Annotated in this window: 24 protein-coding genes; 11 read left to right on the top strand and 13 right to left on the bottom strand. The window is 54.8% G+C overall.

The annotated features are described in order from the left end of the window. The 7 genes from folK to ACI9KD_RS06485 form a co-directional block, all read right to left on the bottom strand. A partial coding sequence (gene folK, locus ACI9KD_RS06515) for a 2-amino-4-hydroxy-6-hydroxymethyldihydropteridine diphosphokinase (RefSeq protein WP_414980353.1) occupies positions 1-490 on the bottom strand: 490 nt, incomplete at its 3' end. Next, on the bottom strand, positions 487-1770 hold the full coding sequence (gene pcnB, locus ACI9KD_RS06510) for a polynucleotide adenylyltransferase PcnB (RefSeq protein ID WP_414980352.1): 1284 nt from the start codon (positions 1768-1770) through the stop codon (positions 487-489). The genes pcnB and folK, both read right to left, overlap by 4 nt. 500 nt (positions 1771-2270) lie before the next feature. Further along, a complete protein-coding gene (locus ACI9KD_RS06505) occupies positions 2271-3719 on the bottom strand; it encodes a sigma-54-dependent transcriptional regulator (protein ID WP_414980351.1) in 1449 nt (482 codons plus the stop codon). Between the two features lie 46 nt (positions 3720-3765). After that, entirely contained in the window at positions 3766-4896 is a 1131-nt protein-coding gene (locus ACI9KD_RS06500; protein WP_414980350.1) for a sensor histidine kinase, read from the bottom strand. Between the two features lie 84 nt (positions 4897-4980). Continuing rightward, the gene (gluQRS, locus tag ACI9KD_RS06495) at positions 4981-5847 is read right to left on the bottom strand and encodes a tRNA glutamyl-Q(34) synthetase GluQRS (protein WP_414980349.1); all 867 of its coding nucleotides are present in this window, start codon (positions 5845-5847) and stop codon (positions 4981-4983) included. Between the two features lie 23 nt (positions 5848-5870). Then, positions 5871-6356 carry an RNA polymerase-binding protein DksA gene (gene dksA, locus ACI9KD_RS06490; protein WP_414980354.1) on the bottom strand — a complete coding sequence of 162 codons (486 nt, stop codon included), beginning with the start codon at positions 6354-6356 and terminating at the stop codon, positions 5871-5873. A 218-nt stretch (positions 6357-6574) separates the two neighbouring features. Continuing rightward, positions 6575-6898 (bottom strand): Rieske (2Fe-2S) protein, encoded by a 324-nt coding sequence (locus ACI9KD_RS06485; protein ID WP_414980348.1) that lies wholly within the window; start codon positions 6896-6898, stop codon positions 6575-6577. 87 nt (positions 6899-6985) lie between these two features. Here ACI9KD_RS06485 and ACI9KD_RS06480 point away from each other — a divergent pair, with 87 nt between their 5' ends. Beyond that, the gene (locus ACI9KD_RS06480; RefSeq protein WP_414980347.1) at positions 6986-7717 is read left to right on the top strand and encodes a M15 family metallopeptidase; all 732 of its coding nucleotides are present in this window, start codon (positions 6986-6988) and stop codon (positions 7715-7717) included. Positions 7718-7746: 29 nt separating this feature from the next. Here the strand turns inward: ACI9KD_RS06480 and ACI9KD_RS06475 are convergent, their stop codons facing one another. Continuing rightward, on the bottom strand, positions 7747-8385 hold the full coding sequence (locus tag ACI9KD_RS06475) for an inorganic pyrophosphatase (RefSeq protein WP_414980346.1): 639 nt from the start codon (positions 8383-8385) through the stop codon (positions 7747-7749). Positions 8386-8544: 159 nt separating this feature from the next. Then, positions 8545-9822, bottom strand: coding sequence for a 6-phosphofructokinase (locus ACI9KD_RS06470; protein WP_414980345.1), 1278 nt, complete (start codon positions 9820-9822; stop codon positions 8545-8547). A gap of 120 nt (positions 9823-9942) precedes the next feature. Between ACI9KD_RS06470 and mpl the strand changes: the two genes are divergently transcribed. The 3 genes from mpl to ACI9KD_RS06455 are packed head-to-tail and all read left to right on the top strand — an operon-like array spanning position 9943 to position 14526. Continuing rightward, entirely contained in the window at positions 9943-11319 is a 1377-nt protein-coding gene (gene mpl, locus ACI9KD_RS06465) for a UDP-N-acetylmuramate:L-alanyl-gamma-D-glutamyl-meso-diaminopimelate ligase (RefSeq protein ID WP_414980344.1), read from the top strand. Between the two features lie 4 nt (positions 11320-11323). Continuing rightward, entirely contained in the window at positions 11324-13939 is a 2616-nt protein-coding gene (locus ACI9KD_RS06460) for an efflux RND transporter permease subunit (RefSeq protein WP_414980343.1), read from the top strand. After that, on the top strand, positions 13936-14526 hold the full coding sequence (locus ACI9KD_RS06455; RefSeq protein ID WP_414980342.1) for an LON peptidase substrate-binding domain-containing protein: 591 nt from the start codon (positions 13936-13938) through the stop codon (positions 14524-14526). Before ACI9KD_RS06460 ends, ACI9KD_RS06455 begins: the two co-directional genes overlap by 4 nt. Positions 14527-14574: 48 nt before the next feature. On the opposite strand, the gene rnt is transcribed toward ACI9KD_RS06455, so the two are convergent. Both rnt and pyrC read right to left on the bottom strand, forming a co-directional pair. Then, on the bottom strand, positions 14575-15204 hold the full coding sequence (gene rnt, locus ACI9KD_RS06450) for a ribonuclease T (protein ID WP_414980341.1): 630 nt from the start codon (positions 15202-15204) through the stop codon (positions 14575-14577). Between the two features lie 3 nt (positions 15205-15207). After that, the gene (gene pyrC, locus ACI9KD_RS06445; protein ID WP_414980340.1) at positions 15208-16257 is read right to left on the bottom strand and encodes a dihydroorotase; all 1050 of its coding nucleotides are present in this window, start codon (positions 16255-16257) and stop codon (positions 15208-15210) included. 134 nt (positions 16258-16391) lie between these two features. On the opposite strand from pyrC, the gene ACI9KD_RS06440 reads away from it, so the two are divergent. From ACI9KD_RS06440 to ACI9KD_RS06410, 7 genes are all read left to right on the top strand, one after another. Beyond that, a complete protein-coding gene (locus ACI9KD_RS06440) occupies positions 16392-17612 on the top strand; it encodes an argininosuccinate synthase (RefSeq protein ID WP_414980339.1) in 1221 nt (406 codons plus the stop codon). Positions 17613-17699: 87 nt separating this feature from the next. Next, positions 17700-19190: a flavin-containing monooxygenase gene (locus ACI9KD_RS06435; protein WP_414980338.1), complete on the top strand. Its 1491-nt coding sequence runs from the start codon at positions 17700-17702 to the stop codon at positions 19188-19190. Positions 19191-19397: 207 nt separating this feature from the next. Next, positions 19398-19964 carry a peroxiredoxin gene (locus ACI9KD_RS06430; RefSeq protein ID WP_414980337.1) on the top strand — a complete coding sequence of 189 codons (567 nt, stop codon included), beginning with the start codon at positions 19398-19400 and terminating at the stop codon, positions 19962-19964. A gap of 500 nt (positions 19965-20464) precedes the next feature. Beyond that, positions 20465-21100 carry an alpha-ketoglutarate-dependent dioxygenase AlkB family protein gene (locus tag ACI9KD_RS06425; RefSeq protein WP_414980336.1) on the top strand — a complete coding sequence of 212 codons (636 nt, stop codon included), beginning with the start codon at positions 20465-20467 and terminating at the stop codon, positions 21098-21100. A 42-nt stretch (positions 21101-21142) separates the two neighbouring features. Then, positions 21143-22567, top strand: coding sequence for a nucleotide 5'-monophosphate nucleosidase PpnN (gene ppnN / locus ACI9KD_RS06420; protein ID WP_414980335.1), 1425 nt, complete (start codon positions 21143-21145; stop codon positions 22565-22567). 49 nt (positions 22568-22616) lie between these two features. Continuing rightward, positions 22617-23750 (top strand): PQQ-dependent sugar dehydrogenase, encoded by a 1134-nt coding sequence (locus ACI9KD_RS06415; protein ID WP_414980334.1) that lies wholly within the window; start codon positions 22617-22619, stop codon positions 23748-23750. A gap of 110 nt (positions 23751-23860) precedes the next feature. Beyond that, positions 23861-24862, top strand: coding sequence for a proline iminopeptidase-family hydrolase (locus ACI9KD_RS06410; protein ID WP_414980333.1), 1002 nt, complete (start codon positions 23861-23863; stop codon positions 24860-24862). A 205-nt stretch (positions 24863-25067) separates the two neighbouring features. Here ACI9KD_RS06410 and ACI9KD_RS06405 read toward each other — a convergent pair whose 3' ends face one another. Both ACI9KD_RS06405 and ACI9KD_RS06400 read right to left on the bottom strand, forming a co-directional pair. Next, on the bottom strand, positions 25068-25670 hold the full coding sequence (locus tag ACI9KD_RS06405; protein WP_414980332.1) for an MSMEG_1061 family FMN-dependent PPOX-type flavoprotein: 603 nt from the start codon (positions 25668-25670) through the stop codon (positions 25068-25070). 22 nt (positions 25671-25692) lie between these two features. Then, positions 25693-26100 (bottom strand): PaaI family thioesterase, encoded by a 408-nt coding sequence (locus ACI9KD_RS06400; protein ID WP_414980331.1) that lies wholly within the window; start codon positions 26098-26100, stop codon positions 25693-25695. Between the last annotated feature and the right edge of the window lie 63 nt (positions 26101-26163).

Here is a 26163-nt window from a genome sequence, read left to right as displayed (position 1 = left end):
TCCAATCCAGCGTGGTCGGCGTTAAATCATTGCGAGGGCAGGCATCAAGGCGCTGGGCAAGGCTTGAGCCGTCTGCGAACTGCCAGTATTCCCCTGCAATGTCTGCAAGAGGACGAAGTACGAAATTGCGCTCAAACATCCGCGGGTGAGGAAGCGTCAGACGGTCGGAGTTCAGCACTGTGCTGCCATATATCAAGATATCGAGGTCCAGCGTTCTTGGGCCCCAGCGAAGACCGCGCTGTCGGCCGGCATTCTGTTCCAGCGCCTGCAAGTTCAAGAGCAGGGCCAGCGGTTCCAGTGTGGTGTCCAGCGCTACCACGGCGTTGAGATAGTCAGCTTGGTCTTGAGGACCCACAGGGGCTGAACGATAAATTGGGGAGCGTCCTGCCGCATGGGTCGCTGGTAGCTGCTCCAGGTCATTTGCCGCCTGCTGCAGCGCTTTGTGGCTGTTGCCTAGATTTGCGCCAAGACCAATAAAGCAGCGTGTCACTCGGCAGGATCCGGACGTCTGCGGCCACCTCGGCGACGGCGGCGAGGAGCGCGGTGTTCTTCGGGTGAATCGACAATCTCGATGGGGCCGTGTTCTTCCTGGAGGCGCGTCCAGGTCTCTCCAAGTCCTGCGCAATCTTCCCCGGCTTGCTCTCTTAATAGGAGGAAGTCGTAGGCGGCGCGGAAGCGACGTTTACTCATGAGCTCTAAAGCTCGCTTGCCCTCAGTGCGGGGAAGGCGCAGCTGCATTTCCCAGATTTCACGCATGGGCATGCTAAAGCGACGCGGGATAGCGATGCGCTGACAGGCCTGAGCAACGATCTCCTGCCCAGCGCTGTGCATTGCTGGAACGGGCTTTTCTCCCTGGCTCTCAAGTTGTTGGCGACGTTCGCACACAGCGGGCCATAGTACGGCGGCGAGGATGAACGCGGGAGTGACAGGCTTTTCCTGTCGAATACGGAGGTCGGTATTGCCCATGGCAGCGTCAAGTAATCGATCGTAGAACGGATCGTCGTCGGCTAGTCGGGCGCTATCGGGAAACAAGTGGTCGAAGCAGCGGTACTCGCGCAGCAGTCGCAAGGTAGCCTGCGCATTGCCGGCAAGGAACAGTTTGCCAAACTCGTCAAACAGGCGTGCCGCCGGAATGTCATCCAATAGCGGTGCCAGCTCTGCGATCGGTGCGCCGCTGCCTTTCTCAACTCGAAAGTCCAGCTTTGCTGCAAAGCGCAGACTCCTGAGCATGCGCACAGGGTCTTCGCGGTAGCGTTTGGCTGGATCGCCGATAACGCGCACTTGTCGTGCTTCTAGGTCATCAAGGCCTCCGACCTGGTCGAACACCTCGAAGCTGCCACTGTCGTAGTACAGAGCGTTGACTGTGAGGTCTCTCCGAACCGCATCTTCTTCGAGAGTGCCAAAGACATTGTCGCGCAGTAGAAGACCGCGAGAGGAACGTTTGGCCGCAGTGGAGGTCTGGTCATCGTCATCATGGTGCCCGCGAAACGTCGTGACCTCGATAACTTCTCGGCCGAACCTGACATGCACAATTCGAAAGCGGCGACCGATGATGCGGGAGTTACCAAACAGCGCATGAACCTCTTCCGGGGTGGCGTCCGTGGCAATGTCGAAATCTTTTGGATGTCCGCCCAGTAGGAGGTCGCGAACAGCACCGCCGACAAGGTAGGCCTGATGATCGCGATCTCTCAAGCGAGCCATGACTTTCAGCGCGCCGGGACTAATGTCTTTGCGCGAGACGCAATGTTGATCTCTGGGAATTACTTTCAAGCGGTAATATCTTCTCTGTGCTTCGCTGCTGATCCGTATTGTGGGTCTGGAAAAAACGGTGAGCGTTTAGCTGTCAGGGTCATTCTTGGATGCGTTGCATGGTAGCACAGGCGGGTGTCAGTCCTAGCGCTGTCGTATGAGTGGTAATGCTTTGCTATCACTGAGGTGGGTGCTTAAGTTTCCGCGCCTGTTTACCGCGTAAGGCTAGGGTAGGGGGTGGAGTTTTGGGGGCTCAGAATGAATGAGGGGGAAGTAAAAACTTCCCCCTTCCAGGTTCACTAAACTATTTATTATTATTATTGCGGTGCACATTATTATTATTGCGGTGCGCATTATTTTTATTCTTTGCGCCTGAAGTACAGCAGGCTTTGTGCCATTAGTTAAAAAACTTGTTTAATCAATTGCTTATGTTTTTTGGAGAGTTGTAACAGCGACAGATGTGAATGCTGTTGTTACTAATGTCCACTGTTACTGCGGGTATCAGTGTTGGAGGGTAACGATTAACTCGCCGCTTTGCGCTGACGGCTTCCGCCGGCCTTCTTGCGTGGAATCTCAAAACGCTGGCGGCGTTCCCATAGGCACTTGCGGCTGATGCCAAGTTTTTGTGCCAGTTCTGTCTCGCTCATGGAGTCCTGATGTTCGATGACAAACCTCTGGAAATAATCTTCCAAAGAGAGATCTTCTACTGGATCGCTGTTGCGTGGCGGACGCTTGACGGCTACACCGCTCACCCGGTCCCCACGTAAGCGATTGATGTTGACCAGCTCCAGGTCAATTCCCAGCGCGTCGTTGTCAATTTCTGAATCATCAGTGAGGATTACTGCACGCTCGATGGCGTGCTCCATTTCCCGGACATTCCCAGGCCACTGATAGGTGGTTATTGCCTGAATCGCGCGCGGCGACAAGGTCATGGTGGGTCGACTTGCGCGCGCCACCTGTTTTTCCAGCAGCCGCTCGGCCAGAAATAGGATGTCTTTGCCGCGCTCTCTTAAAGGGGGAAGCTTTAGTCTCAATACGTTAATGCGATAGAAAAGATCTTGGCGAAAGCCGCCTTCGGCCGCCAGCGTCTGCAGATCTCTGTGCGTGGCACAGATGAGCCGAACATTAACTTTGCGCGAGTGTACGGAGCCGATGCGTCGGATCTCACCTTCCTGAATGAAGCGCAGTAATCGTGCCTGTGCTTCCAGGGGCAGCTCGCCGATTTCGTCCAGAAACAATGTGCCGCCGTCTGCAGCCTCAATGAGTCCCATACGATTGGTATTCGCACCGGTAAAAGCGCCCTTCTCGTAGCCAAAGAGTTCTGATTCGATCAAGGTCTCAGGGATCGCGGCGCAATTTACAGATATCAGCGTTTGATCAGATCTTTTGCTCTGGGTATGAATCTCTCGTGCCACGAGTTCTTTCCCGGTACCGGTCTCACCCAGTACCAGCACCGTGGAATCCGTTGGTGCAAATTTTTCAACGTGTCCCGCAAGCGACTGCATGGCGTCGCATTCGCCGATAATCATGGTCACTGCGTTATTGCGGCTGCCGTTGGAGGTGGAGGAGTCGCTCTTCTCGGCTTTGGGTGCCTTTTTGGCTTTTATGCTTTTTTGCTGTGCGTGTTTGTCAATGACGCGCTGCACGGCTTGCAGCATGTCCGCATGATCAAAGGGCTTGGCAATATAATCCACCGCGCCCATGCGCATAGAATCTACAGCCGAGCGCAGGCTTGCATAGCTCGTCATGATCAGCACGGGTGTGGCCCCCGCAAGTGCGATCAGATCAGTGCCGGGAGACCCGGGAAGGCGGAGGTCGCTAATGATTAGGTCGTAATTGGCCAGGGTGAAGTTGCTTTGAGCCTCGGCTACGGACGCCGCTTCGTCTAAAGCATAGCCGTGCCTCTCCAGCAGTCGGCGTAAGGCCGCGCGGATGACTGACTCGTCTTCGACGATCAGTATCTTATGCATCGATAGGGGATCCTTCATTGAGCTGGTAAGCATTCTAGCATTTCCCTCACTCGAAGCGCTGCCCGTAGTCTGCGGAAAACAGCACTACGCGAGCGCGAACGCCATATCCGGGGGAGCTGGGCGAGGGGCTGAGCAAGCTTATCCTGCCGCCCATATCTTCAAGCATGCGTCGGACTAGCGCTAGCCCCAGGCCTGTACCTTCGCCAACGTCTTTGGTCGTATAAAACGGCTCAAACACCTGCGAAAGAACCTTTGGCGAAATGGCTGGGCCCGGATTGTCGACAGTGATTGTGGTGCTGTCGCCATCCTGATAAGCATCGATAACGACGGGTCCTTCTTCACAGGCGGCGCTGCGGGCATTGTCCAGCAGGTTGAGAAATACCTGTAGAAGCAGTTGGCTATCCCCTTGAACTAATAACTCGCGATCGATGACGTTGTCAAAGTTGCCCGCTGGCACATCTATGTCGAGACTCAGGAGATAGGCCGCTTCATCGATACAGTCAGCCAGGTTGCAGGGCACACAGTCGGCGTTCCGGGCCACGCTCCCCGGGTGTGATAGCTGCATGAGTGAGTTCACCGTTCGGGATATGCGATCAGTTTGTTTGAGAATTTCTGAAGCGCCTAACTCTAATTCGGTGGCGTCAGCGCTGTATGCCAAGTTCTGGGCAATACAGGCGATGCCCGTCACCGGATTACCTATTTCGTGAGCCACGCCGGCGGCGAGGCGTCCGATCGAAGCCAGGCGTTCGTTGTGCAAAAGCTCATCCTGAAGCCGCTGATAATCGGTGATGTCCTCTACTAGAATTTGGCGTTTGCGCCCAGGGAGCTGCAGGGCGCTGCTGTGCAAGATGATCCAGCGCTCCCCACCATTATCGTCGTAACCCAGGGACTGTTTTATTACTTTGCCCTCCGGATCTTTGAGTGCTGCGCTGAGCGCGTCAGGCCAGGGGCTTGGGAGGTTCGCGATGCTCTTTGCGATCGCAGCGCCGGCGGATATCCCGCTTAGCTTGGACATCTGCCGATTCCAGCGTTGCACTTTGTGGTCACTGCCTACTACGCACAGGCCCGTGGGCAGCTCCTCAAAGGTTTGCTGATACTCGCGACGTTGACGGTACAGCAATACGAGCGCAATCAGCATTGCGATGGACAGAGGTGCCAGGTATAGAAAATTCATCATCAGCGAGGGGCGACGTCAGCGAAGGTGGCAACAAGAGTCTGCGTTGAGGTGGGGTGCATGGACTGAATGCTACGGGCTCTTCGGCTACGGGTAAACTAGACTTTTTTCAGGATGATCAGCGAGTGCTTCTGGAAGCCATTGTTCGGTGGCCAGCGAGAGTAGCTCGATTGCTGAGCCGGCTGGCATGTTGGCACTTTTTTGTTGAAGAAGTCGCAGAGCATCGCGGAGATTGTCCACGGCGGATGCGTCATGGATCGCTCGCGCACCGGTTTGCTTACTGAGTTTGACGCCCTTGGAGTCCCTTACGAGAGGAAGATGGGCGTACTTTGGAAGCTGAAAGCCAAGATGAGTAAAAATTTCAAGCTGGGCAAAGGTCTGAGAGAGTAGGTCTGAGCCGCGAACTACGTAGTTGATGCCTTGCCAGGCGTCATCCACAACCACGGCGAGCGCATAGGCGTAGAGCCTGTCCTTGCGTCGCAGGACTAAATCACTTTGAGCGTTTGGAGGCTGCTGGGGCCCCAAAATCTGATCATCGAAGCCAGTATCACCATCAAGCTTGATTCGTAGGGATGTGGCCTCGTCCGGTCTAGGGCGGCAGCGACCCATGCAGCTACCGCTGGGGCCCAGTGTTGCGCGAGTGCAGCAGCAGGCAAAGACACGATCGACCGCATCCAAATCAGCGAGAGTTGCTGAGTATTCTTTCAAGCGCGTAGATTGAAAAAGCACCGACTCGTCCCAAAGAAGGCCGTGTGCTTCCAGCGATCGAAGCATACTGTCGGCAGCGCCGGGTACTTCTCTCGGCGGATCTATGTCTTCGATTCGCAGAAGCCAAGTGCCCGCCACGGAACGCGCATCCAGATAACTTGCTAGCGCAGCAAGCAAAGAGCCCATATGCAATGGGCCCGTAGGAGAGGGGGCAAAACGGCCCCGGTAATCAGGCTGGTGAGCCATTAGCCGGGGAGACGAAGCGGGCCTTAGCCCAGTTCCTGCCTTTCTTTGATTTCGTCCAGCGTTTTGCAGTCGATGCACAGCGATGCCGTAGGACGTGCTTCCAGTCGCTTGATCCCGATCTCTACGCCGCAGGCATCACAGAAGCCGTAGTCGTCCAGCTCGATTCGCTCGACGGTAGAGTCGATCTTCTTGATCAGCTTTCGCTCGCGATCGCGAGTCCGCAGTTCGAGGCTGAATTCCTCTTCCTGGGTCGCACGATCCGCAGGATCAGGAAAGTTCGCGGCTTCGTCCTTCATGTGACTTACCGTACGATCGACTTCTTCCATGAGTTCGGCCTTCCAGCGCTTAAGAATGAGCTTAAAGTGCTCACGCTGCGGCTCGTTCATGTACTCCTCACCGCGCTTTGGCTTGTATGGCTCAAAGTTGCGGAATTCGGTGCTATTGCTAGCGCTCTTGGAGCGGGCCTTCTTTGCAGGTGCTGCCTTGGCTTTGCTGGCGACTTTTTTCATGGGCGCTGCGCTGCTGGCGGCCTCTGCTTTCACGGCTTTTTGCTTGGGTGTTGCTTTAGGTGCTGCTTTTGTCGGCATAGTGGTGTTCCAACTGTCTTACTCTGGCTGCCCCGCGAGACAATCCGGCAGGGCGCCTTTCGAAGCGCGCAGAAGCTACCAGAATAGGGCCTCACACGCCAGCAAAAAATCATCCTTGATGGACGAAAGTGCCCGACGACTCAGTCGAGATAAATCTGTTCCCCCGCAACCGTAAATGCGACGGGGCTTAGCGCTTCTCCGATACAGGGGCCGGCCACGCACTCGCCTGTCGTTGTAAGAAACTCTGCGCCATGGCGCTGACAGCGTAGTAAATCCCCACTTTCGTCGCTAATAGAGCCGCCGAGGGGGTCCATGGTCTCGTTTGCATGGGGGCAGTTGTTTTCATACAGAAACAAGTCTTCCCGGTGCTTTGCGAGTATCAGCGATCGCCCCTCGAGCGTTACACTCTGACTGCTATTGTCGGGCATAGACAGTATCGCTGGGCCCATTTCGGAGTCGTTCATGGTCACAAAATCTGTTGGTAGAGGTCTCGTCGGCGCAGTAAGCCACCGGACAGCGAATGAAGGCAAGTTTTCGATGTCGGATTTGCTATGACTCTATCTACTTTTCAGCGACAGCTTTTGGGTCTAGACGAAAGCGCACTGCTTGCTCGGGGGTCGCAGCAGTTGCAAAGACCGGTTTGGGCTGCTTTGGCGCGGCTGACTGAGGCCGCGACTGAGGAAGGCTTTCAGTTAAAGGTTGCCAGTGCCTATCGTTCCTATGATCGTCAACGCAATATCTGGAATGGCAAACTGAGTGGCGAACGTTCCGTAGTTGACGATACTGACCGAGCGATCGATATGACGAGTATGAGTCCCGAGGAGTGTTTTGCCTGCGTACTCCGTTTTTCTGCAATGCCCGGGGCAAGCAGGCATCACTGGGGTACTGATATTGACGTTTTCGACGCAGGCGCCGTGAATGAAAGTTATCAGGTTCAGTTGAGCGCAGCGGAGGTTGCTGTGAATGGCCCCTTTGGCCTGATGCACGAGTGGCTCGATCAGCGGATTGCTCAAGGGCGCAGTTTTGGCTTCTACAGACCGTACGATAAAGATCGGGGTGGGGTGGCCTCGGAACGCTGGCACTTGAGTTTTGCGCCTCTGGCTGTGGACTGCCAGCGCGAATGTAGTGCAGATCTTCTCCGTGCTGTGTGGAGCGATAAGGCTGTGGGAGAAGTTAGCGGCAGGCAGGAATTGAGTCAGCAGCTGGAGTCATTCTTTGAGCGTTTTGTTGCTCGTGTGGCCGAGCCACCAAAATCGGCCCTTGAGTACCTGCCACCGGCGTGATCGCCGGGAGCAGGTCCGAAGAGTTGTGTTTACTCTTTTGCTTGTTTGTGCAGATCGCCGAAGTGATTCCAGTAGTCTTTTTCGGCTGCAGCGATCACTTTGAGCGCCTCTTCACGGCCATAGACATGATCAACCTTGATGTCGATCTTCTTGCCCGGTACCAGCTTGTACGTTGAAAAGTAATGCTGGAGACGCTCAACCTTGATTTTCGGCAGATCCGAAATGTCCTGCACATCGCCCCAGATATTGTCGCCATCAAGGATCGCAATGATCTTGTCGTCAGCTTCGCCATCGTCAATCATCTGTATGCCGCCTACGACGCGTGCGTTGAGAATGATGTCTGACCGGTTAATGTGACGCTCGGAGTAAACGCAGATATCCAATGGGTCCCCGTCTGCGATCTCGACGTCAGGACAAAGCTTGGCCACTTCTTCTGCGCAGTACGTTCTGGGGATGAAACCGTACAGTGCCGGAGGACTGGAGGTCGTTCGCTGGGGACGGTCGACCATAAGGAAGCCCGAGGCCTTGTCCAGCTCATACTTGACCACGTCTGTGGGGAGCATTTCGATGTAAACCTGCACGACGCCATCGGCAGCACCGTCCATTTGTGTGTGCAGGCCGTGCCAGGGGTGTCGGCGCCAGCGATTGAACTCTTCGTTAAGATACATGATGTCTCCTTCAATGTTGTGCGGCGCGTCAGGGGATGTCGATGCCGCGGTGAATTCGGTATGCAAGACTCAGATAAAAAACCGGCGAGAGTGTAACCGCTAGCTTCGCGAAAATCTGTGAGACTTTTATGGCGCCCGTTTGAGAGTCGGGGCAAACAACTAGGTCACATGAAATCGCTTGCGTAGTTTACGCGGTACTAACTCATTCTTGAGTCGAACGTACTGAGGTAATCCCTGGTGATAGCTCGGATACGCTTCGCCTTGAATAAGAGGCTGCAAATACTCCCGAGCTGCCGGAGTGATTCCAAAGCCGTCACGACTGATAAAGCTGCGGGGCATTTTCTTTTCGACATTGGCGACATTCTCAAGCGGCGCCTCTGCAATATGCCAGCTATAGCGCTTGCCTTTGCCGCGCACGATGCTGGGCATTACAGCATTTTTACCTGCGATCGCCATTTCGACGGCCGCTTCTCCCACCGCGTAGGCCTGATCGAGATCGGTTTGAGAGGCGATATGTCGTGCAGCGCGCTGCAGGTAATCAGCGACGGCCCAGTGATACTTGTAGCCCAATTCGCTTTTTACCAAGCTGGCGAGTGTCGGAGCCAGCCCGCCGAGCTGTGCGTGGCCAAAGGCGTCGCGGGTTCCTGTGTCACTAAGGAAGCGCCCGTCGGCCGTTTGCGCGCCTTCTGATGCGACGACGACGCAGTAGCCAAAGCGTTTTACGGAACGCTGCACGCGCGCTAAGAATTTCTTCTGATCAAACGCAATTTCTGGAAATAGGATGCAATGTGGGGCATCGCCCTCTTGATCGGCCGCAAGACCCGAAGCAGCGGCGATCCAGCCAGCATGTCGGCCCATGACCTCGAGAATAAACACCTTGGTCGAACTTGCGCACATGGATGCCACGTCAAGGGATGCCTCTCGCGTAGAGATGGCAACGTATTTGGCGACTGACCCAAAGCCCGGGCTGTTGTCCGTGTGGGGCAGATCATTGTCGATGGTCTTGGGCACATGGATGGCCTGCAAGGGGTAGCCAAGGGATTGACTAAGTTGCGATACCTTTAGGCAGGTGTCTGCGGAGTCGCCCCCTCCGTTGTAGAAGAAGTAACGGATATTGTGCGCCTGAAAAACATCCATTAATCGCTCGTATTCCGCGCGATTACTCTCCAGAGACTTCAGCTTGTGACGACAGGAGCCGAACGCCCCGGAAGGTGTTTGCAGGAGTCCACGGATCGCCTTTTTGCTTTCTTTGCTGGTGTCGATGAGCTCCTCTTGAAGTGCGCCGATGATGCCGTTGCGACCCGCAAACACTTTGCCGATAACGTCGCGATGTAGCCTTGCGGTCTCAATGACGCCGCATGCGGATGCATTGATAACCGAGGTGACGCCCCCGGATTGGGCGTAAAAGGCATTGGCTTTCCGGCTCAAGATGAACATCCTTAAGGAGTGTTAATTAAAGATGTCAATCATACGGGATGTGAGCTTCGCTGTGCACCGTATGGTGCGGCCATAGTGTGATGGCGTGCTAGAATTTCGCTCTTTTTACGAGGATTGGCTGTGCAACAGCGCCTGCACATTTTAGGCATATGCGGCACGTTTATGGGCGGCTTGGCTTTGATTGCCCGGGAATTGGGCTGGGAAGTGAGCGGCTGCGATGCCGACGTTTATCCGCCTATGAGCGATCAGCTTGCCGCGGCAGGTATAGCCCTGCACGAGGGCTTTGACCCGGAGCATCTTCCGGATGACGCATTGATCGTTGTCGGTAATGCGCTGTCTCGGGGTAACCCTGCGGTGGAGGCAGTGCTTTCTCGGGGAATGCCCTACCAATCAGGCCCTCAATGGCTGGCCGAGGCCGTGCTTGCGGATCGCTGGGTTCTAGCCGTGTCAGGTACTCATGGAAAGACCACGGCTAGCAGTATGCTGGCCTGGCTGCTGGAAGACGCAGGACTGTCACCGGGCTTTCTGATCGGGGGTGTGCCACTGAATTTTGGCGTCTCCGCCCGTTTGGGCAGTGGTAGTTTCTTTGTGATCGAGGCTGACGAGTACGATACGGCCTTCTTTGATAAGCGTGCCAAGTTTGTTCACTACCGCCCCCGGACGCTGATTGTGAATAATCTAGAGTTCGATCACGCCGATATTTATCCCGATCTAAGAGCCATTCAGCGGCAGTTTCATCACCTCATGCGCTGTGTACCGGGAAACGGTCGCGTGTTTACACCGCTTGATGTGCCAGTCGTAGAGCAGATGCTGGAGTTAGGCTGCTGGACGCCGCGAGAGACTCTTTCGGTGGTGGGTTCAGGGGCAGATTGGAATGCCACACTTGAAGACGCGGGGGGAACTACCTGGCAGCTCGCAGCGCCCGGCGGTGAGAGCCTGTCGGTGGGCTGGGGGCAGCGCGGCGCGCACAATGTAGCGAACGCGCTGGGTGCCTGTGCAGCGGCTCGTCATGTGGGTGTTACACCTAAACACGCAGTGCACGCTCTTGAGCGGTTTTTGGGCGTTCGCCGACGCCTGGAGCTCAGTGGTGAGGTAAGCAGTGTTCGGGTTTATGACGATTTTGCCCATCATCCGACCGCGATCGCCAGCACGCTCGCAGCCATGAAAGGTGCTTTCGGGCGCAAGCGTGTTTTGGCAGTTATCGAACCACGTTCCAATACCATGCGTATGGGAGAGCATAGAGCTGCGTTAGCGCCATCGACCGCCGATGCCGACGAGGTCTTCTGGTATCAGCCTAAGGAATTGGGTTGGTCCCTCGAGGATGTGGTCGAAAGTAGCACGGTGCCCGCGACGATTAGTGAGAATATCGACGAGCTTGTTGCGCTTATCGTGCGTCAGGCCTTGCCCGGGGATGATATTGTTGTGATGAGCAACGGCGCCTTCGGTGGAATCCATCAGCGTTTGCTATTGGCGCTTGCAGAGCGTCACCAGGAGTAACTTTATGTTGGCCTTTTATGAGCAGCTGGTGCTGCGGCGACCCTTTGTCGTGCTCGGATTGCTCTCTGTGTTGCTGCTGTTGGCACTGCTGCAGTTCCCCAAAATTCGTATAGACGCCTCGGCCGACTCGCTATTGCTCAAAGGCGATCCTGCGTTGGAGTACTTTCGAGAGGTTGGGCGACGCTACAGTAGCGAAGACTTTATCGTAATCACCTGGCGACCCAAGGCACCGCTGCTGTCTGACGAGTCCTTGCAGCCCTTGTCCGCTATGGCGGATGAGCTTCGGACGCTGTCGGGTGTGTCGTCGGTGGTTACGGTCATGGACGTGCCACTTTTACAAAGTCCGCCCGTAGGACTCTCGCAGGTCACCTCGGGGGATCCGCTGCCGTCTCTACAAGATCCGAACATTGATCGTGATTTGGCGTTGCGAGAATTCACCCAAAGCCCGCTCTACAGTGACTTGCTCGTTGGTGCTGAGGGTGATGTCACGGCGATTCAGGTGAACCTTACGCGCCCCGACGGCGATAGTGCGCTGATGCGTGAACGTGAAGAGTTGCGCCTTGCGAAGCGTTCTGGAGATATCAGCGATGAGGCCGTGGCGCGTCTTGCCTTCGTCGAGCAGGATGTAAAGCGACGCAGCGCAGAACAGCTGAGTCAGCAAAGTGCATTGGTGGCCGGCGTTCGCTCTGTGGTAGACGGTTATCGCCAGCACGCCGGTATATTTGTCGGTGGCGTGCCCATGATCGCAGCTGACATGGTGAGTTTTGTTCGTAGTGATTTAGTGGTTTTCGGGAGTGCAATCCTCGGCGTCATGGTGCTGGTTCTGGCGCTGATATTTCGACGTATCAAGTGGGTGGTGATCCCGCTGCTGAGCTGTTCCTTAGGTGTGGCTTACACCCTGGGGATTTTGGGTTATCTCGATTGGCGAATGACCGTTATTTCCTCAAACGTGGTTGCGGTGTTGCTCATTGTGGGGCTGGCTATCGCGATTCACTTGGTGGTGCGCTATCGAGAACTACACCGGGAGCAGCCGGAGTTGGGTCTGTACGAGCGCGTTTGCGAAAGTATGCGCCTGATGGCTGTGCCATGTGTGTATACCGGTATTACCACCATGGTGGCTTTTGTGTCGCTTGTGGTTTCCGGTATTCAGCCGGTGATTGATTTTGGCTGGATGATGACTTTGGGCATTTGTGTGGCGCTGCTTGTGTCATTTACTCTAGTTCCCGCCCTGATGTTGTTGTGGCCCCTGGATCGTGAGCAACCGAGTCGCGACGAAGGCGAGCCCTTCACCCTGCGCTTTGCGCGTGTAGCTGATCACCACGGATCTCTGGTGCTTTGGGGCAGCCTGGCGTTGAGTGTGCTGGTGGTGCTGGGCGTACTGCGGCTTAAAGTCGAAAACCGCTTTATTGATTACTTCAAGGAAAGTACTGAGATATACCAGGGCATGGAGCTTCTTGATGCACGGCTCGGTGGCACCATCCCGTTGGATATTGTGATCGCTGCCCCGGATAGTTCGGCGCCGCTGCCGGGACTGGAAAGTACCGCAACAAGCAGCACGGTCCCCGTGGCCGATGACGACCTTTTCGCTGACGAATTTGACGATCCGTTTGCCAGTGGAAACACTGAGAGTTCGCTAAGTGGCGATACAGACGCGTTTGCGGACGAGGACTTTGCCGATGATGCCTTTGCTGATCAGGACAGCGGCGATGCCTTTGGGGGCAGTAATGTTGACCCGGGGTTCTGGTTTAGCCTGGAAGGCATGCGCTTGATCGACCGTCTGCAAGGCGTGGTCGATGGCTATTCCGAAACAGGGAAAGTCCAGTCTCTGTCCACGACCTTTGAGCTTTTTCGTCAGCTGCTTGGCGACGATATAGGAAGCGTCGAGCTTGCGCTTGCGCGCAATGCGCTCTCTGCGGATATATCCCGTCAGCTGGTAGAGCCGTATTTCAACGCAGAGCGCGACGAAGCGCGGATCACGGTGAGGGTCAAAGAGACCAGTCAGGATTTGCGACGAGCGGCGTTCCTTCGTGATCTCGATCTCGCGCTGCGCGAAGAGGGCGGTCTCGATGAAGGTCAGGCGCGTTTCACGGGCATGCTTGTGATGTACAACAACGTTCTACAGAGCCTCTTTGCATCACAAATACTGACCCTGGGTGCGGTATTCGCCGTTATTTTGATTATGTTCTGGATATTGTTTCGCTCCCTTTCTTTGGCGCTGATTGCCCTCGCGCCAAACCTACTGGCTGCGGGATTGGTGTTGGGGATCATGGGCTTTGCCGGAATTCCTCTGGATATTATGACGATTACCATCGCCGCGATCGTGGTGGGCATTGGTGTGGATAACTGCATTCACTACGTGCATCGCTTTAAACGTGAGTTCCCCGTTGATCGCAACTACCTGGCGTCCATGTATCGCTGCCATGGCAGCATCGGTAGAGCGATGTACTACACGACGTTAACGCTGGTGGTGGGATTCAGCACACTTACCTTGTCGAATTTCAATCCAAGTTTGTATTTTGGCGTGCTCACGGTGATTGCGATGACTGCCGCGGTGGTCGGTGCGCTTCTGCTGCTCCCGCGATTGATATTGCTTTTTAGGCCCTTGGGGCCTGAGCAATGACCGAGATAGCTCTGTTCCCGCTATCGGCGGTGCTCGTTCCCTACGGTCGTATGCCTCTGCAGATATTCGAGCAGCGCTATCTCGACCTGGTGAAGTCATCGATGCGCAGCGGCGACAGTTTTGGCATGTTGCGTATTGAGCGTGGGGTAGAGGTTGGATCTGTGCGACTTCCGGAGCTTGCGAGCATCGGCACCCTCGCATCGATAGTGGATTGGGATCAGCTTGAGAATGGCTTGCTGGGCGTTACTGTGGAAGGTGGTCAGCGCTTTCACCTTGGCGATTTTTGGCGGGAGAACAACGGCCTGATTCGCGCTGAGGTTGAGCTTTTGCCGCCTCTGGAGTCTACGGCCATGATTGATGTCTGGGAGCCTATGCGGACCGTACTACAGGGCTTGGAGGCGCATCCCCATGTTCAGCGTATGGGAATGCCAGCGGATCTACAGGATGCCTGGCAGGTGGCTTACAGCTTGGTGCAGCTGCTTCCGCTTGAGGAAGAGCTCAAGCTCGAATTGCTGTCGCTAACGGCCATCGAGGAGCTCATGCGAGAGCTCGATGTGCTGCTCAATGCCCTGAGTGGAGAGGCTTAGTCAGAGCCTTCAGCCGTGAAGCGTGAATAAAGCCTTCAGCCGCGAAGCTCAGTCCGAAGAGTGCACGCTGCCCGGTGTCCAGCCGCCGAGTATTTGCCACCGGTTAACAATGCTGCAAAACAACTCTGCGGTGCGCTCAGCATCGTACGCTGCGGAATGCGCTTGTTCATTGTCAAAGGGAATGCCTGCTTCCAGGCAGCTCTTTGCCAGCACTGTTTGTCCGTAGGCCAGACCCGATAGCGTTGCGGTATCAAAGTGAGAAAAGGGGTGAAAGGGGTTTCTCTTGATTTCACAGCGCTCTACCGCCGCGTTCAAAAAGCCCGCATCGAAGTGGGCATTGTGTCCTACAAGGATCGCGCGATTACACTCCTGGTCACGTATTTCCCGGCGAACGACCTGAAACAGCTCTGTAAGTGCATCGTTTTCTGAGTGTGCCTCACGAAACGGGTGCCAGGGATCTATGCCTGTAAAGTCCAGTGCTGATTGCTCGATGTTGGCGCCTTCGAAGGGTGCCACGTTAAAGCTATGAGTTTCATGAACCGCAACATGCCCAGCGTCATCCATGCGAATGATCGTTGCCGCAAGCTCTAGAACAGCGTCGGTAGACGACGAGAACCCGCCGGTCTCCATATCAATAACGACCGGCAGAAAGCCCCGAAAGCGCGATTTCATCGCCATGATCTATTCCGCTCCCGCGTCAATGACTTGCCAGCGTAAGGACTCGCCAGCTCCTAGAGGTACCATCTGTTCGTCGCCCAAGGGAATACTCTCAGGCACTGTCCAGCTTACGCGTCGCAGGCAAACCTGATCGCTGTTTCGCGGGCGCTGATAAAAGTCCGGTCCACGAAATGAGACAAAGTCCTCCAGCTTACCCAGAGCGTCTAAATCCTCGAAAACCTCTGCGTACAGTTCCAGCGATGCGTGCGCGGTGTATACACCGGCACAACCACATGCACTTTCTTTGACGTGTTTTTCGTGCGGCGCTGAGTCCGTGCCGATAAAAAAGCTTCTGTCCTCAGAGATGGCGGCCTCGCGCAGAGCGTCCTGATGTTGCTTGCGCTTGAGAATCGGTAGGCAGTAGTAGTGGGGCTTGATACCACCGACCAGCATATCGTTACGATTGAGTCGCAAATGATGCGCGGTAATTGTAGCAGCTACCTGTGCGCCCGAGCTTTTCACAAAGTCCACGGCATCGGAGGTGGTGATGTGCTCCAGCACGACGCGGAGTTTCGGGAAGCGCTCGACGATGGGGGCGAGATGCTCACCAATAAAGACCGCTTCGCGATCAAAGATATCGACACTCGCGTCGGTGACTTCACCGTGGACCAATAAGGGCAGGTCTACCTCTTCCATGGTGGCGAGAATCGGATATAGCGCTTCCAGCGAGTTTACGCCGGCATCAGAATTGGTAGTGGCTCCTGCGGGATATAGTTTCACGGCGGCCAGCCAGTCTATTGCTGCGGCCTCGCGGATGTCTTCTGCGCTCGTGCCGTCTGTCAAATAAAGGGTCATCAGCGGATCAAACTGCCGCTGGGCGCCTTGCATGCTCCGCAGGATTCGCTGGCGGTATTCCGCAGCAAGCCGTGTGTTGGTGACCGGGGGCACGAGATTGGGCATGACGATCACTCGTCCCATATATCTCGCCATGTCGGCACAGGTTTGGGTCAGCGCCGAACCATCACGGAGGTGGCTGTGCCAGTCATCGGGGCGTATTAAGGTCAGGGTGTCCAAAAGATTGGGCCGGGCAGCAGAAGGATGTTGATGCTACCGCAAAGGTGCGGTCGACAAAACCATATAGCGGTCTTATCCGTGCACACAGCCCCCTGCGGCGGTAAACTTGCGCTCTTTTACGTTCGAGGATGAGCATGGCAGACGTCGATAAAGTGGTTTTGGCCTATTCCGGGGGACTAGATACCTCGGTCATCGTGCGCTGGTTGCAGGACAACTACGCCTGTGAAGTGGTGACATTTACCGCCGATATTGGTCAGGGCGAGGAAGTGGAGCTAGCACGGGCCAAAGCGGAGGCGTTGGGGGTCAAGGAGATCTACATCGAAGACCTGCGCGAAGAATTCGTGCGCGACTATGTGTTCCCCATGTTTCGTGCCAACACGATCTACGAAGGTGAATATCTCCTTGGGACGTCGATTGCACGGCCATTGATTGCAAAAAGACTCGTCGATATAGCGACGGAAACTGGCGCCGACGCAATTTCGCATGGCGCTACTGGCAAAGGCAATGACCAGGTCCGTTTTGAGCTGGGTGCCTATGCACTCAAGCCCGGCATTCAGGTGATAGCGCCCTGGCGGGAATGGGACCTGAGCTCCCGGGAGTCTCTGATGACCTACTGCCGGGAGCGAGATATACCGGTGGATTTTGCCGCCGCGGGCAAAAAATCCCCCTATTCCATGGACGCGAACCTGCTGCATATTTCCTACGAAGGCGGGATTCTTGAAGATCCCTGGGCCGAGGCGGAAGACTCCATGTGGCGTTGGAGCGTCAGCCCCGAGGAAGCACCGGACACGGCGACGTACATTGAACTCGAGTTTCGTGGGGGTGACATAGTCGCTATTGATGGGGATGAGCTGTCGCCAGCTACGTTGCTGGAAGAGTTGAACCGCATCGGCGGCGCGAATGGGATTGGTCGCCTGGACATCGTTGAGAATCGCTATGTGGGTATGAAGTCCCGGGGATGCTACGAGACCCCGGGCGGGACGATTATGCTCAAGGCGCATCGTGCGATAGAGTCATTGACCCTCGATCGTGAGGTAGCGCACCTTAAAGATGAGTTGATGCCGCGTTACGCTAAGCTGATCTACAACGGTTACTGGTGGTCTCCCGAACGGCAAATGCTTCAGGCAGCGATTGACCAGTCGCAATCGGTAGTGAATGGGACAGTTCGTCTCAAGCTCTACAAAGGAAGTGTGTCGGTGGTGGGTCGAAGCTCCAAGGACAGTCTGTTTGACGAAAGTATTGCGACCTTTGAGGATGACGCGGGCGCCTACAATCAAGCGGACGCCGAAGGCTTCATCAAACTCAATGCGTTGCGTCTACGCATTGCCGCAGGCCGGGGTCGCAGTTCACGCTAGCTCCTCTATGGTCACAGCAGGCATGGAATGCCTTGCTTATAGCGCTGATAGACTTCAACAAAAGCAATAATTTATGGACGGTAATGTATGAGCGATATTCTTGACGTGGTGGTCATTGGTGCGGGCTTGTCTGGTATTGGCGCGGCCTGCCATCTCAAGCGCAACTGTCCTGAACGCAAGATCGCCATTTTGGAAGCGCGGGAACGCAGCGGTGGCACCTGGGACTTGTTCCGCTACCCGGGTATTCGTTCCGATAGCGATATGCATACACTGGGTTACAGTTTTAAGCCCTGGGAAGATTCAAAGGCGATTGCCGATGGGCCGTCAATTCTTAGCTATGTGCGTGAAACCGCAAAGGAATATGGCGTTGACTCGCTGATTCGCTATCAACAGAAGGTCAAGCAGGCAAACTGGGATAGCGAAGAGCAATGCTGGGAGCTGAGTATCGAAGATGGGGGGGGCTCCGCACACAATCTTAAGACGCGGTTCTTGCATCTTTGTGCTGGGTACTACAACTACAGTCATGGACATCAGCCGGAATTTCCCGGACGTGACACATTTAAGGGTGACTTCATACACCCACAGTTTTGGCCTGAAGATCTGGACTACGACAACAAACGTGTGCTGATTATTGGATCCGGCGCGACGGCCGTGACGCTGGTGCCCTCCATGGCGGAGAAAGCGGCCGAAGTTGTGATGCTTCAGCGTTCGCCGACCTGGGTTGTTTCTCGGCCGTCCACCGACTGGATTGCTAATTTTTTGCGGGCGGTTTTACCCAAAAACTGGGCCTACAACGTGACGCGCTGGAAAAACACGCGTATGCAGCACTGGTTCTACAAGAAGACGCGTAAGCAGCCCGAGAAAGTCCGCCAAATGTTGCTCGATCAGACGAAAAAGGAGTTGGGTGATGCTGGAGATATGGCCGATTTCACTCCTGAATATAATCCCTGGGACCAGCGCCTGTGCCTCGTCCCTGATAGCGATTTGTTTGCGGCCATGCACAGCGGTAAAGCACGAGTAGTGACGAATCAAATTGATACTCTCACTCCCGAAGGCGTGCGCCTTGCCGATGGCACCGAGCTCGCCGCGGACATCATCGTGTCGGCCACAGGACTTGAGCTTGAGCTCTTTGGCGGAATCGATATTCGGGTCGACGGTAAGGTCTTTGATTTTCCGTCCAGCTGGTCCTATCGCGGCATGATGTGCACGGGGCTGCCCAACTTGGTCTCAGTGTTTGGCTACATTAATGCGTCCTGGACACTCCGTGCAGATCTGGTCTCTCAATGGATGTGCGCTCTTCTGGCTCACATGGATGCTACGGGAGAGACGGTGGTCACCCCCGCAGTGGAAGAGAGTCTCCCGCAAATGAGTCCCAGGCTCTGGATTGCCGATTTTTCGGCGGGTTACATGCAGCGTGTCATGCACTTGTTCCCACAGCAGGGCGATCGAAATCCCTGGGTCAATTCCCAGAATTATTTACGCGAAAAGCGTGAGTTTGAAGAAATGAGTTTCGCAGAACCTGCGCTGCGCTATGAGTCGCCTGCGATTTTGAATCAACCAGAGCAAAACGCAGCCTAGTTTTAGGTTAGGGAATAGCGACGCCGCAGGCATTTTTGCGCTGAGATACGGCTTGCTGATCGAAAAAATCGAAGAGCTAGTGCGATAAATATTGTTTTATCGATAGTTGATTCTTCGTTAGGATACTGATCCTCGCAGCGCCGCGACTCGTACACTAGGCTACGATCTCACGGCCATTGTATTTTTTTCTCTCAAGGAGACACAAACGTGACTACACAGGTACCAGAGGCAACATTTAAGACCCGCGTACGGGACGAATCTGTAGGTGGCGACAACCCTTACCGCTGGGAAGAGCAGACAACTGCCGATATCTTTGGCGGCAAGAAAGTTGTCGTTTTTTCACTGCCAGGCGCTTTCACACCAACGTGTTCGTCCAACCACCTGCCGCGTTACGACGAGCTGTACGAAGAGTTCCAGGCGCAGGGCGTTGACGCAATCGTGTGTGTTTCAGTCAATGACGCGTTCGTGATGTTCAAGTGGGGCCTGGATCAGGGCAACAAGAACATCTTCCTACTCCCCGACGGAAATGGCGAATTTACTCGCAAGATGGGCATGTTGGTTGATAAGTCGAATATCGGCTTTGGCATGCGCTCCTGGCGTTACTCCATGCTCGTCAATGACGGCAAGATCGAAAAGCTGTTCTCTGAGGCTGGCTACTGTGATAACGGCGGAACCGATCCGTTTGAAGTGTCTGATGCTGACACCATGCTGGCATACCTCAAGGGTACCGAGTCTGCGGGCGTCTCTGAGCCACGTAAGGCTTTTGTAGGCTAAACGATTTAGCGCACGCTAAATCGAGTGAAGGGGCGTAAGGTCTTCAATGAACCCGCTTCGGTTGTCGAAGCGGGTTTTTTATGGGTAGTCCGCGGTGCCGTCAAGCTGCCTCAGCCCGTTGCATCGATAGCCTTTCATGGCATGCTTGCGCGAATTTAATACGTAACAGGATGCGGACGATGTCTTGGCACCGGCCAGTAACGTTAAGCGGTGAGCACGCTTCTTTGATGCCGCTTTCAGCAAGCCATGGCGCGAAGCTTGCTGCTGCGGCACAAGACGGCGAGGTATTGCGAATTTGGCACACCAATGTGCCGTCTCCCGACGAAATGCCTGGGGCGATAGAGCGCATCGGCGCAAAGTCAGATGGAATTTTACGCAGCCATAGCCGTCACAGTAACGGAACGCTCCCTAGACCTGTGTTTACTCGATTTTGGAAAGTGAGTGTGGCCTGGTGTCAGGGTGCCGCTAGATGCAATGCTGGATAGCTATGGGCAACAAGCGTGAGTGACCTGTTTGCCAGGGATGGCGCAGAGCAGCTCGACTTGCCTGGGGGTGAGCTGCTTATCTATCGGGCCCCGGATCTAGGCGCATCCAGCGATGCTCTGTTTGACGAGCTTCAACGAGAAATAGAGTGGCGTCAGGAGCCTATCCAGCTCTTTGGTAAACGCTACCTGCAGCCTCGTCTACTGGCGTGGTACGGAGACACTGGAGTGTCCTATCGGTACTCAGGGATTCATCATGAGCCCCTGGCCTGGACTCCCGGGCTTGCGGCCTTGCGCGAGCGGATTCAAGAACTCAGCGGAGCGTGCTTTAACAGCGTGCTTGCCAACCAGTATCGCGACCATAGGGACAGCATGGGTCTGCATGCGGATGACGAGCCTGAGCTGGGCTCACAGCCGGTAATAGCGTCTTTGAGTTTGGGTGAAGAGCGCGTGTTCCGGCTCAAGCATCGACATCGTAATGACATCAAAGCCCTGCGTGTGCCTCTGAGCTGTGGCACCCTATTGATCATGCGCGGAGACACCCAGGAAAACTGGCGACATGAGGTCGCCAAGCAAGCGAGACCCTGCGGACCGCGAATTAACCTAACGTTTCGCTACGTGCACTCAAGTTTAGCCCCGAAAACTGACGGATAGCACTTTTACAATGCTGTCACGCCGTCGCGGTATACTTGGCGTATGAATATTCCAGAGCAAGTTGCCGGCGAAACGACCGGCGGTAGTGATACCACTGTCGCGCGCATTGCCCGAGCTTCCGTACGCCCCGTTCAGACTCTCGATCTACTGACCCAGCGTGAAATGTCGAGTCTTGCCAATGCGGATGCAAGTCTGCATGAACTCTTTCGACGCTGTGCGTTGGCGATCCTCAACACCGATGGGTATGTTGATGACGCACGGAAGGTCTATGAGGCTTACGCTGACTTCGAGTTACGCGTGATCCCAGAGCCCCGGGGTTTGAAGTTGGAACTCTTCAATGCGCCAGGCGAGGCCTTTGTGGATGGGAAAATGATCGAGGGAATTCGGCATCACTTGTTTTCAGCTCTGCGAGATATCGTGTACACCGAGCACAAGTTGGCAGAGCAACAAACTTTCGATCTAGGCAGTTCCGAGGGTATCACCGACGCGGTGTTTCGGATTTTGCGTAATGCGAATGTTGTGCGTAGCAACGTACAGCCCGGTCTCGTGGTGTGTTGGGGGGGGCATTCGATCTCTCGCACAGAATACGATTACTCAAAAACTGTCGGCTACTCACTGGGCTTGCGCGGCTTTGATATCTGTACCGGTTGTGGCCCGGGCGCCATGAAGGGCCCTATGAAGGGGGCCGCCATTGCTCATGCGAAGCAGCTCAAAAGTGATACACGGTACGTGGGCTTGTCCGAGCCAGGCATTATTGCGGCAGAGTCACCCAACGCGATAGTGAATGAGTTGGTCATCCTGCCTGATATCGAAAAGCGCCTCGAAGCGTTTGTGCGAGTCGCACACGGTATTCTCGTTTTCCCCGGTGGCGTCGGTACTGCCGAAGAGATCATGTTTTTATTGGGCATTAAAATGCATCCGGCGAATGCTCATATTGAGCTACCCCTGATTTTCACCGGGCCTGCAGGAAGTGCCCAATACTTCGCGCAGATCGACGCATTTCTTCGCCTGTGCCTCGGTGATGAAGTTGCACAGCACTACACTATTATCAACGGCGATGCGGCGGCAGTGGCCGGTGCGATGAAGGCGTCTATTAAAGCAGTGCGGCGTCAGCGTATCGCGCAAAACGAGTCCTTTAGTTACAGCTGGACCTTGCACATTCCAGAAGCGTTGCAGCAGCCATTTTTGCCTTCGCACGAGAATATGGCGGCGCTCTCTCTTCATCGGGATCAGCCAAGTCATCAGTTGGTCGCAGAGCTTCGCAGAGCGTTTTCGGGCATCGTCGCCGGAAACGTCAAAGACTTCGGAGTGAGAGCCGTTGAGGCTCATGGTCCGTACCAACTGCATGGAGAGGGCGAGGTTATTGCCGGCTTGGCCAGCTTGCTGGAGGGCTTTGTTAGTGATGGCAGGATGAAGATTGATCCTTCCACTTACCGCCCCTGTTTTCAGGTGGCCTCGAGCAGATAGTATTGTGACCTCTTTGCTTAAAATGTGTTCGCCAATATAAGGACCTACGATGAAGTACTTACTGAATCCCCTGATACTTTTTGTTGTCATGCTTGCGGTTGTTCCTGCGCAGGCAGAGCTGCCTTTTACCGTGTCGGAGGTCGCTAAATTTGATGACCCATGGTCCGTGGCTGTGATGCCTGATGGACGATTACTTGTGACCGAGGTGAAGGGAAGTCTGTTTATCGTCAAAGAAGATGGGTCGCAGTCTCGCGATGTGGCTGGCATGCCCGACGTACGCTACGGCGGTCAGGGTGGTATGGGTGATGTTGTTCTGCATCCCGACTTTGCGGATAACCATATGATCTATCTTAGTTACGCTGAGGCCGGCGTGGGCGGCACCCAGGGTGCCGTTGTGGCCCGAGCAATTCTCGACGAGTCGGGTCGCCGGCCAAGCCTCAGTGACTTAGAGGTTATCTGGCGGCAATATCCAAAACTGATGGGCTACGGACATTACGGACACCGCATGTTGTTCGATAATGAGGGCTACCTTTGGATAACTTCCAGCGACCGGCAGAAGTTCACAACGGCGCAGGACATGCAGTCCAATGCAGGAAAGCTGGTTCGTTTGCATGACGACGGTTCAGTGCCGAAGGACAATCCATTTGTAGACTACTACTCGGAAAACCCTAAGGTCGATGATGATGGCGTCTACCCACAGATATGGTCTCTGGGGCATCGCAATGTATTGGGTCTTGCTCTCGACTTGGATGGCCGACTTTGGGGTGTTGAAATGGGGCCCGCAGGCGGTGACGAACTCAACCTGATTGAGCGCGGAGCGAATTATGGCTACCCCGTCGTGTCTAATGGTGATCACTATGACGGCCGGGAAATGGCCGATCACGATACACATTCAGAGTTTAATGCCCCTGCTCTTTGGTGGACCCCAGTGATTTCACCGGGAGATATGCTGGTGTATCGAGGTAAAGCGTTTTCCGACTGGCGTGGAAATGCCCTGATTGCTGGTTTGTCGTCCCGTGCGATTGTTCGTGTTGAGTTGGGTGATGATGGGACGGCCACAGAAGTGGAACGCTATGACATGGGGGCGCGTATTCGTAGCGTAGAAGAAGCCGCTGATGGCAGCATTTGGGTGTTGGAAGAAAGCGGAACTAAACCAGGTAGGCTGTTACGTCTTACGCCTTAAGGATATGAGGCGCTAAGCCTGTTCTGCCGCCGGTTTTTGCGATCTGCCACTCTGCGGATGTTTTTGGTGGCACCGTTTTCATGACGACAAACCGCGCTCGGAGCACCACTATGATCAAAACTACGATCCTCGCCCTCGGCATTTTTATGTTCAGCCTCGCGAGTCATGCTGAGTCAGAGCATCGTTCAGGCTTTGTCGAAGTTCAGGGCGGTCCGCTGTGGTACGAAATTGCCGGCGGAGGTGATGGAGTGCCTTTACTGACCGTGCATGGTGGTCCGGGTGGCACCTCCTGTGGCTTGCAATTGCTTTACCCCCTGTCGGACGAGCGAGCCGTTATTCGCTATGACCAATTGGGTTCAGGGCGATCCGGTCGACCTCGTAATCCAGACCTTTGGAATCGCGATCGCTTTGTGGAAGCCCTGGACACTCTGCGTAATGAGTTGGGCCTTGAGCGCATGCATCTTCAGGGACACAGCTGGGGCGGAGCGCTGGCGGCCTACTATGTATTGGAAAAGGGTACACAGGGGATTGTCTCTTTAACCTTATCGTCACCTTTGATTAGTACGCCTTTGTGGATTCGCGACGCCAATGCATTACGCGCCACACTGGATCCAAAGGTACAGGCGGTGCTGGACAAGCATGAGGCCGATGGCAGCGTAGAACATCCGGATTACGTTGCGGCAACCGATATCTTCTATTCGCAATTTGTGTCCCGCGGAGACGCTAAAGAGGAGGTGGATTGTCCGGGCGCGCCTTGGAATTCCGTGATCTATAAGCAGATGTGGGGCCCCACGGAATTTTATGCTACGGGCAGCTTGCAGGATTTTGATCTGATACCGCGTCTTGGTGAGATTGATGTGCCTACCTTGTTCGTCACCGGTGAGTTTGATGAGGCCCGACCAGAAACAATACAAGGTTTTGCCCAGTTGGTACCTGGGGCCCGCTTCGAAGTTATTCCGGGGGCCGGTCATCGGTCGATTAGTCGTGAACCCGAGCTCTATCGGGACTTATTGAGAGGTTTTATGCGCGACGCTGAGCTCGACGTTCGAGAGATTGCTAAAGGCTATACGGCAGCCTGGGATAGCGGCGACCCTGATCAACGACCGCACTGAGCACAGTGGGTACGAAGCATGGGTTCTTGGTGAGGACGGCCTAATTGCGGACTCCCTTGGTAGCTTGGATGCCGAGGACCACGAACTCCAACTGGCCAGCCAGTAGCACTTAAGACCGCTTGCCTCATTGGTAAGCACCTGCGGTATGCGGAGTCAGCGGAAGTTGCTCACCAAGAAGTGCTTTTGCGGTTCCTGATTTTTAGGTTCACCACATTCGATCCTTTGAATACTCCGTGTACCCCGCGTCGTATTCCTCTGCATCGAATTCAGCCTGCACTTCCTTAATGAAGGTTCCAGCGGTGGGGGCCCGGGCGCTTTCATCGACGGATTGCCACAAACGTGAACGCATCAGTGCCTTGGCGCACTGAAAATAGACTTCGGCGACCTTAACTACGGCAACGGTTTTGGGATGCACGTCTTTCCGTTCAAAATGATGGGTAATACTCTCGTCTGCGGTCAACACCGCCGAGCCGTTTACGCGTACAACGTTGTTGCTGCCAGGGATCATGAACATCAGACTGACACGTCCATCCTGGACGATGTTTCGTAGCGAATCTAGTCGGTTGTTTCCTCGCCAGTCCGGAATCCAAATTGTGTTCTGATTCTTTATCTTAACGACAGAGCCTGTATCGCCTCTCGGACTCGCATCAGTCCCGGCAGGGCCAACGCTTGAAAGAACAACAAAACGTGAGGCGTCAATCCACTTGCGATATGCAGGGGTTATGTGGGTTCTGACTTTCGTTATGGCTCCCGGTACCGTGGAGTCGTAAAGCGCCTCTAAGTCCTCGATTCGATCAATGATCTGCATCTAGATTCTCTATCTGCGTTTGTTATGTCTTGATTACGCTAAACACGCCGCTTGCCCGCACGATTCGCTTGGAGTCCACCAGGAAATAGCAATTGGCAAAAGCCATGCTTTTACCGACTTTCTGCGTGTCTGTGTGCACCTCAATCCAATCGCCTAGTTTGGCTGATCCAGCATAATCGATACTTAAGTTTGCGGTAACAAGGGGAACCGGCTGCTCTCCTTGAAAGGCGGCGTTGTAGCCAAGAGCAACATCGGCAAGGCTACTGAATACGCCGCCGTGTACCAGTCCGCGAGCGTTACAGTGTTTTTCTTCTGCTCGTAGCCCTATGATCAAAGTGGCTTTCGTTTTCTTATTAAAAATGGGCCCTAACAATTCCAGGTAAGGACTGGTTCTAAATATGGGTTCAAATCCTTCCGGGATATCGCTCATTGCAGTGCCTTTGATAGTTCGTAGAAGTCATTAACATTTGCAGTGTTATTTTTAGGGTTTGCG

The organism is Congregibacter sp. (assembly GCF_047617445.1).
Taxonomy (GTDB): domain Bacteria; phylum Pseudomonadota; class Gammaproteobacteria; order Pseudomonadales; family Halieaceae; genus Congregibacter.
The sequence above is the reverse complement of the archived record's forward strand: the minus strand, read 5'-3'. Positions and strand labels throughout refer to the sequence as shown.

Excerpts from the sequence above, each read along its gene's own strand:
- ACI9KD_RS06440 (WP_414980339.1), top strand. The coding sequence starts at position 16,392 with ATGGCAGACGTCGATAAAGTGGTTTTGGCCTATTCCGGGGGACTAGAT.
- rnt (WP_414980341.1), bottom strand. The coding sequence starts at position 15,204 with ATGGCGATGAAATCGCGCTTTCGGGGCTTTCTGCCGGTCGTTATTGAT.
- ACI9KD_RS06460 (WP_414980343.1), top strand. The coding sequence starts at position 11,324 with ATGTTGGCCTTTTATGAGCAGCTGGTGCTGCGGCGACCCTTTGTCGTG.
- ppnN (WP_414980335.1), top strand. The coding sequence starts at position 21,143 with ATGAATATTCCAGAGCAAGTTGCCGGCGAAACGACCGGCGGTAGTGAT.
- ACI9KD_RS06435 (WP_414980338.1), top strand. The coding sequence starts at position 17,700 with ATGAGCGATATTCTTGACGTGGTGGTCATTGGTGCGGGCTTGTCTGGT.
- ACI9KD_RS06500 (WP_414980350.1), bottom strand. The coding sequence starts at position 4,896 with ATGATGAATTTTCTATACCTGGCACCTCTGTCCATCGCAATGCTGATT.
- ACI9KD_RS06400 (WP_414980331.1), bottom strand. The coding sequence starts at position 26,100 with ATGAGCGATATCCCGGAAGGATTTGAACCCATATTTAGAACCAGTCCT.
- ACI9KD_RS06470 (WP_414980345.1), bottom strand. The coding sequence starts at position 9,822 with ATGTTCATCTTGAGCCGGAAAGCCAATGCCTTTTACGCCCAATCCGGG.
- ACI9KD_RS06485 (WP_414980348.1), bottom strand. The coding sequence starts at position 6,898 with ATGAACGACTCCGAAATGGGCCCAGCGATACTGTCTATGCCCGACAAT.
- ACI9KD_RS06480 (WP_414980347.1), top strand. The coding sequence starts at position 6,986 with ATGACTCTATCTACTTTTCAGCGACAGCTTTTGGGTCTAGACGAAAGC.
- dksA (WP_414980354.1), bottom strand. The coding sequence starts at position 6,356 with ATGAAAAAAGTCGCCAGCAAAGCCAAGGCAGCACCTGCAAAGAAGGCC.
- ACI9KD_RS06505 (WP_414980351.1), bottom strand. The coding sequence starts at position 3,719 with ATGCATAAGATACTGATCGTCGAAGACGAGTCAGTCATCCGCGCGGCC.
- ACI9KD_RS06475 (WP_414980346.1), bottom strand. The coding sequence starts at position 8,385 with ATGTATCTTAACGAAGAGTTCAATCGCTGGCGCCGACACCCCTGGCAC.
- ACI9KD_RS06410 (WP_414980333.1), top strand. The coding sequence starts at position 23,861 with ATGATCAAAACTACGATCCTCGCCCTCGGCATTTTTATGTTCAGCCTC.
- ACI9KD_RS06405 (WP_414980332.1), bottom strand. The coding sequence starts at position 25,670 with ATGCAGATCATTGATCGAATCGAGGACTTAGAGGCGCTTTACGACTCC.
- ACI9KD_RS06415 (WP_414980334.1), top strand. The coding sequence starts at position 22,617 with ATGAAGTACTTACTGAATCCCCTGATACTTTTTGTTGTCATGCTTGCG.
- gluQRS (WP_414980349.1), bottom strand. The coding sequence starts at position 5,847 with ATGGCTCACCAGCCTGATTACCGGGGCCGTTTTGCCCCCTCTCCTACG.
- ACI9KD_RS06455 (WP_414980342.1), top strand. The coding sequence starts at position 13,936 with ATGACCGAGATAGCTCTGTTCCCGCTATCGGCGGTGCTCGTTCCCTAC.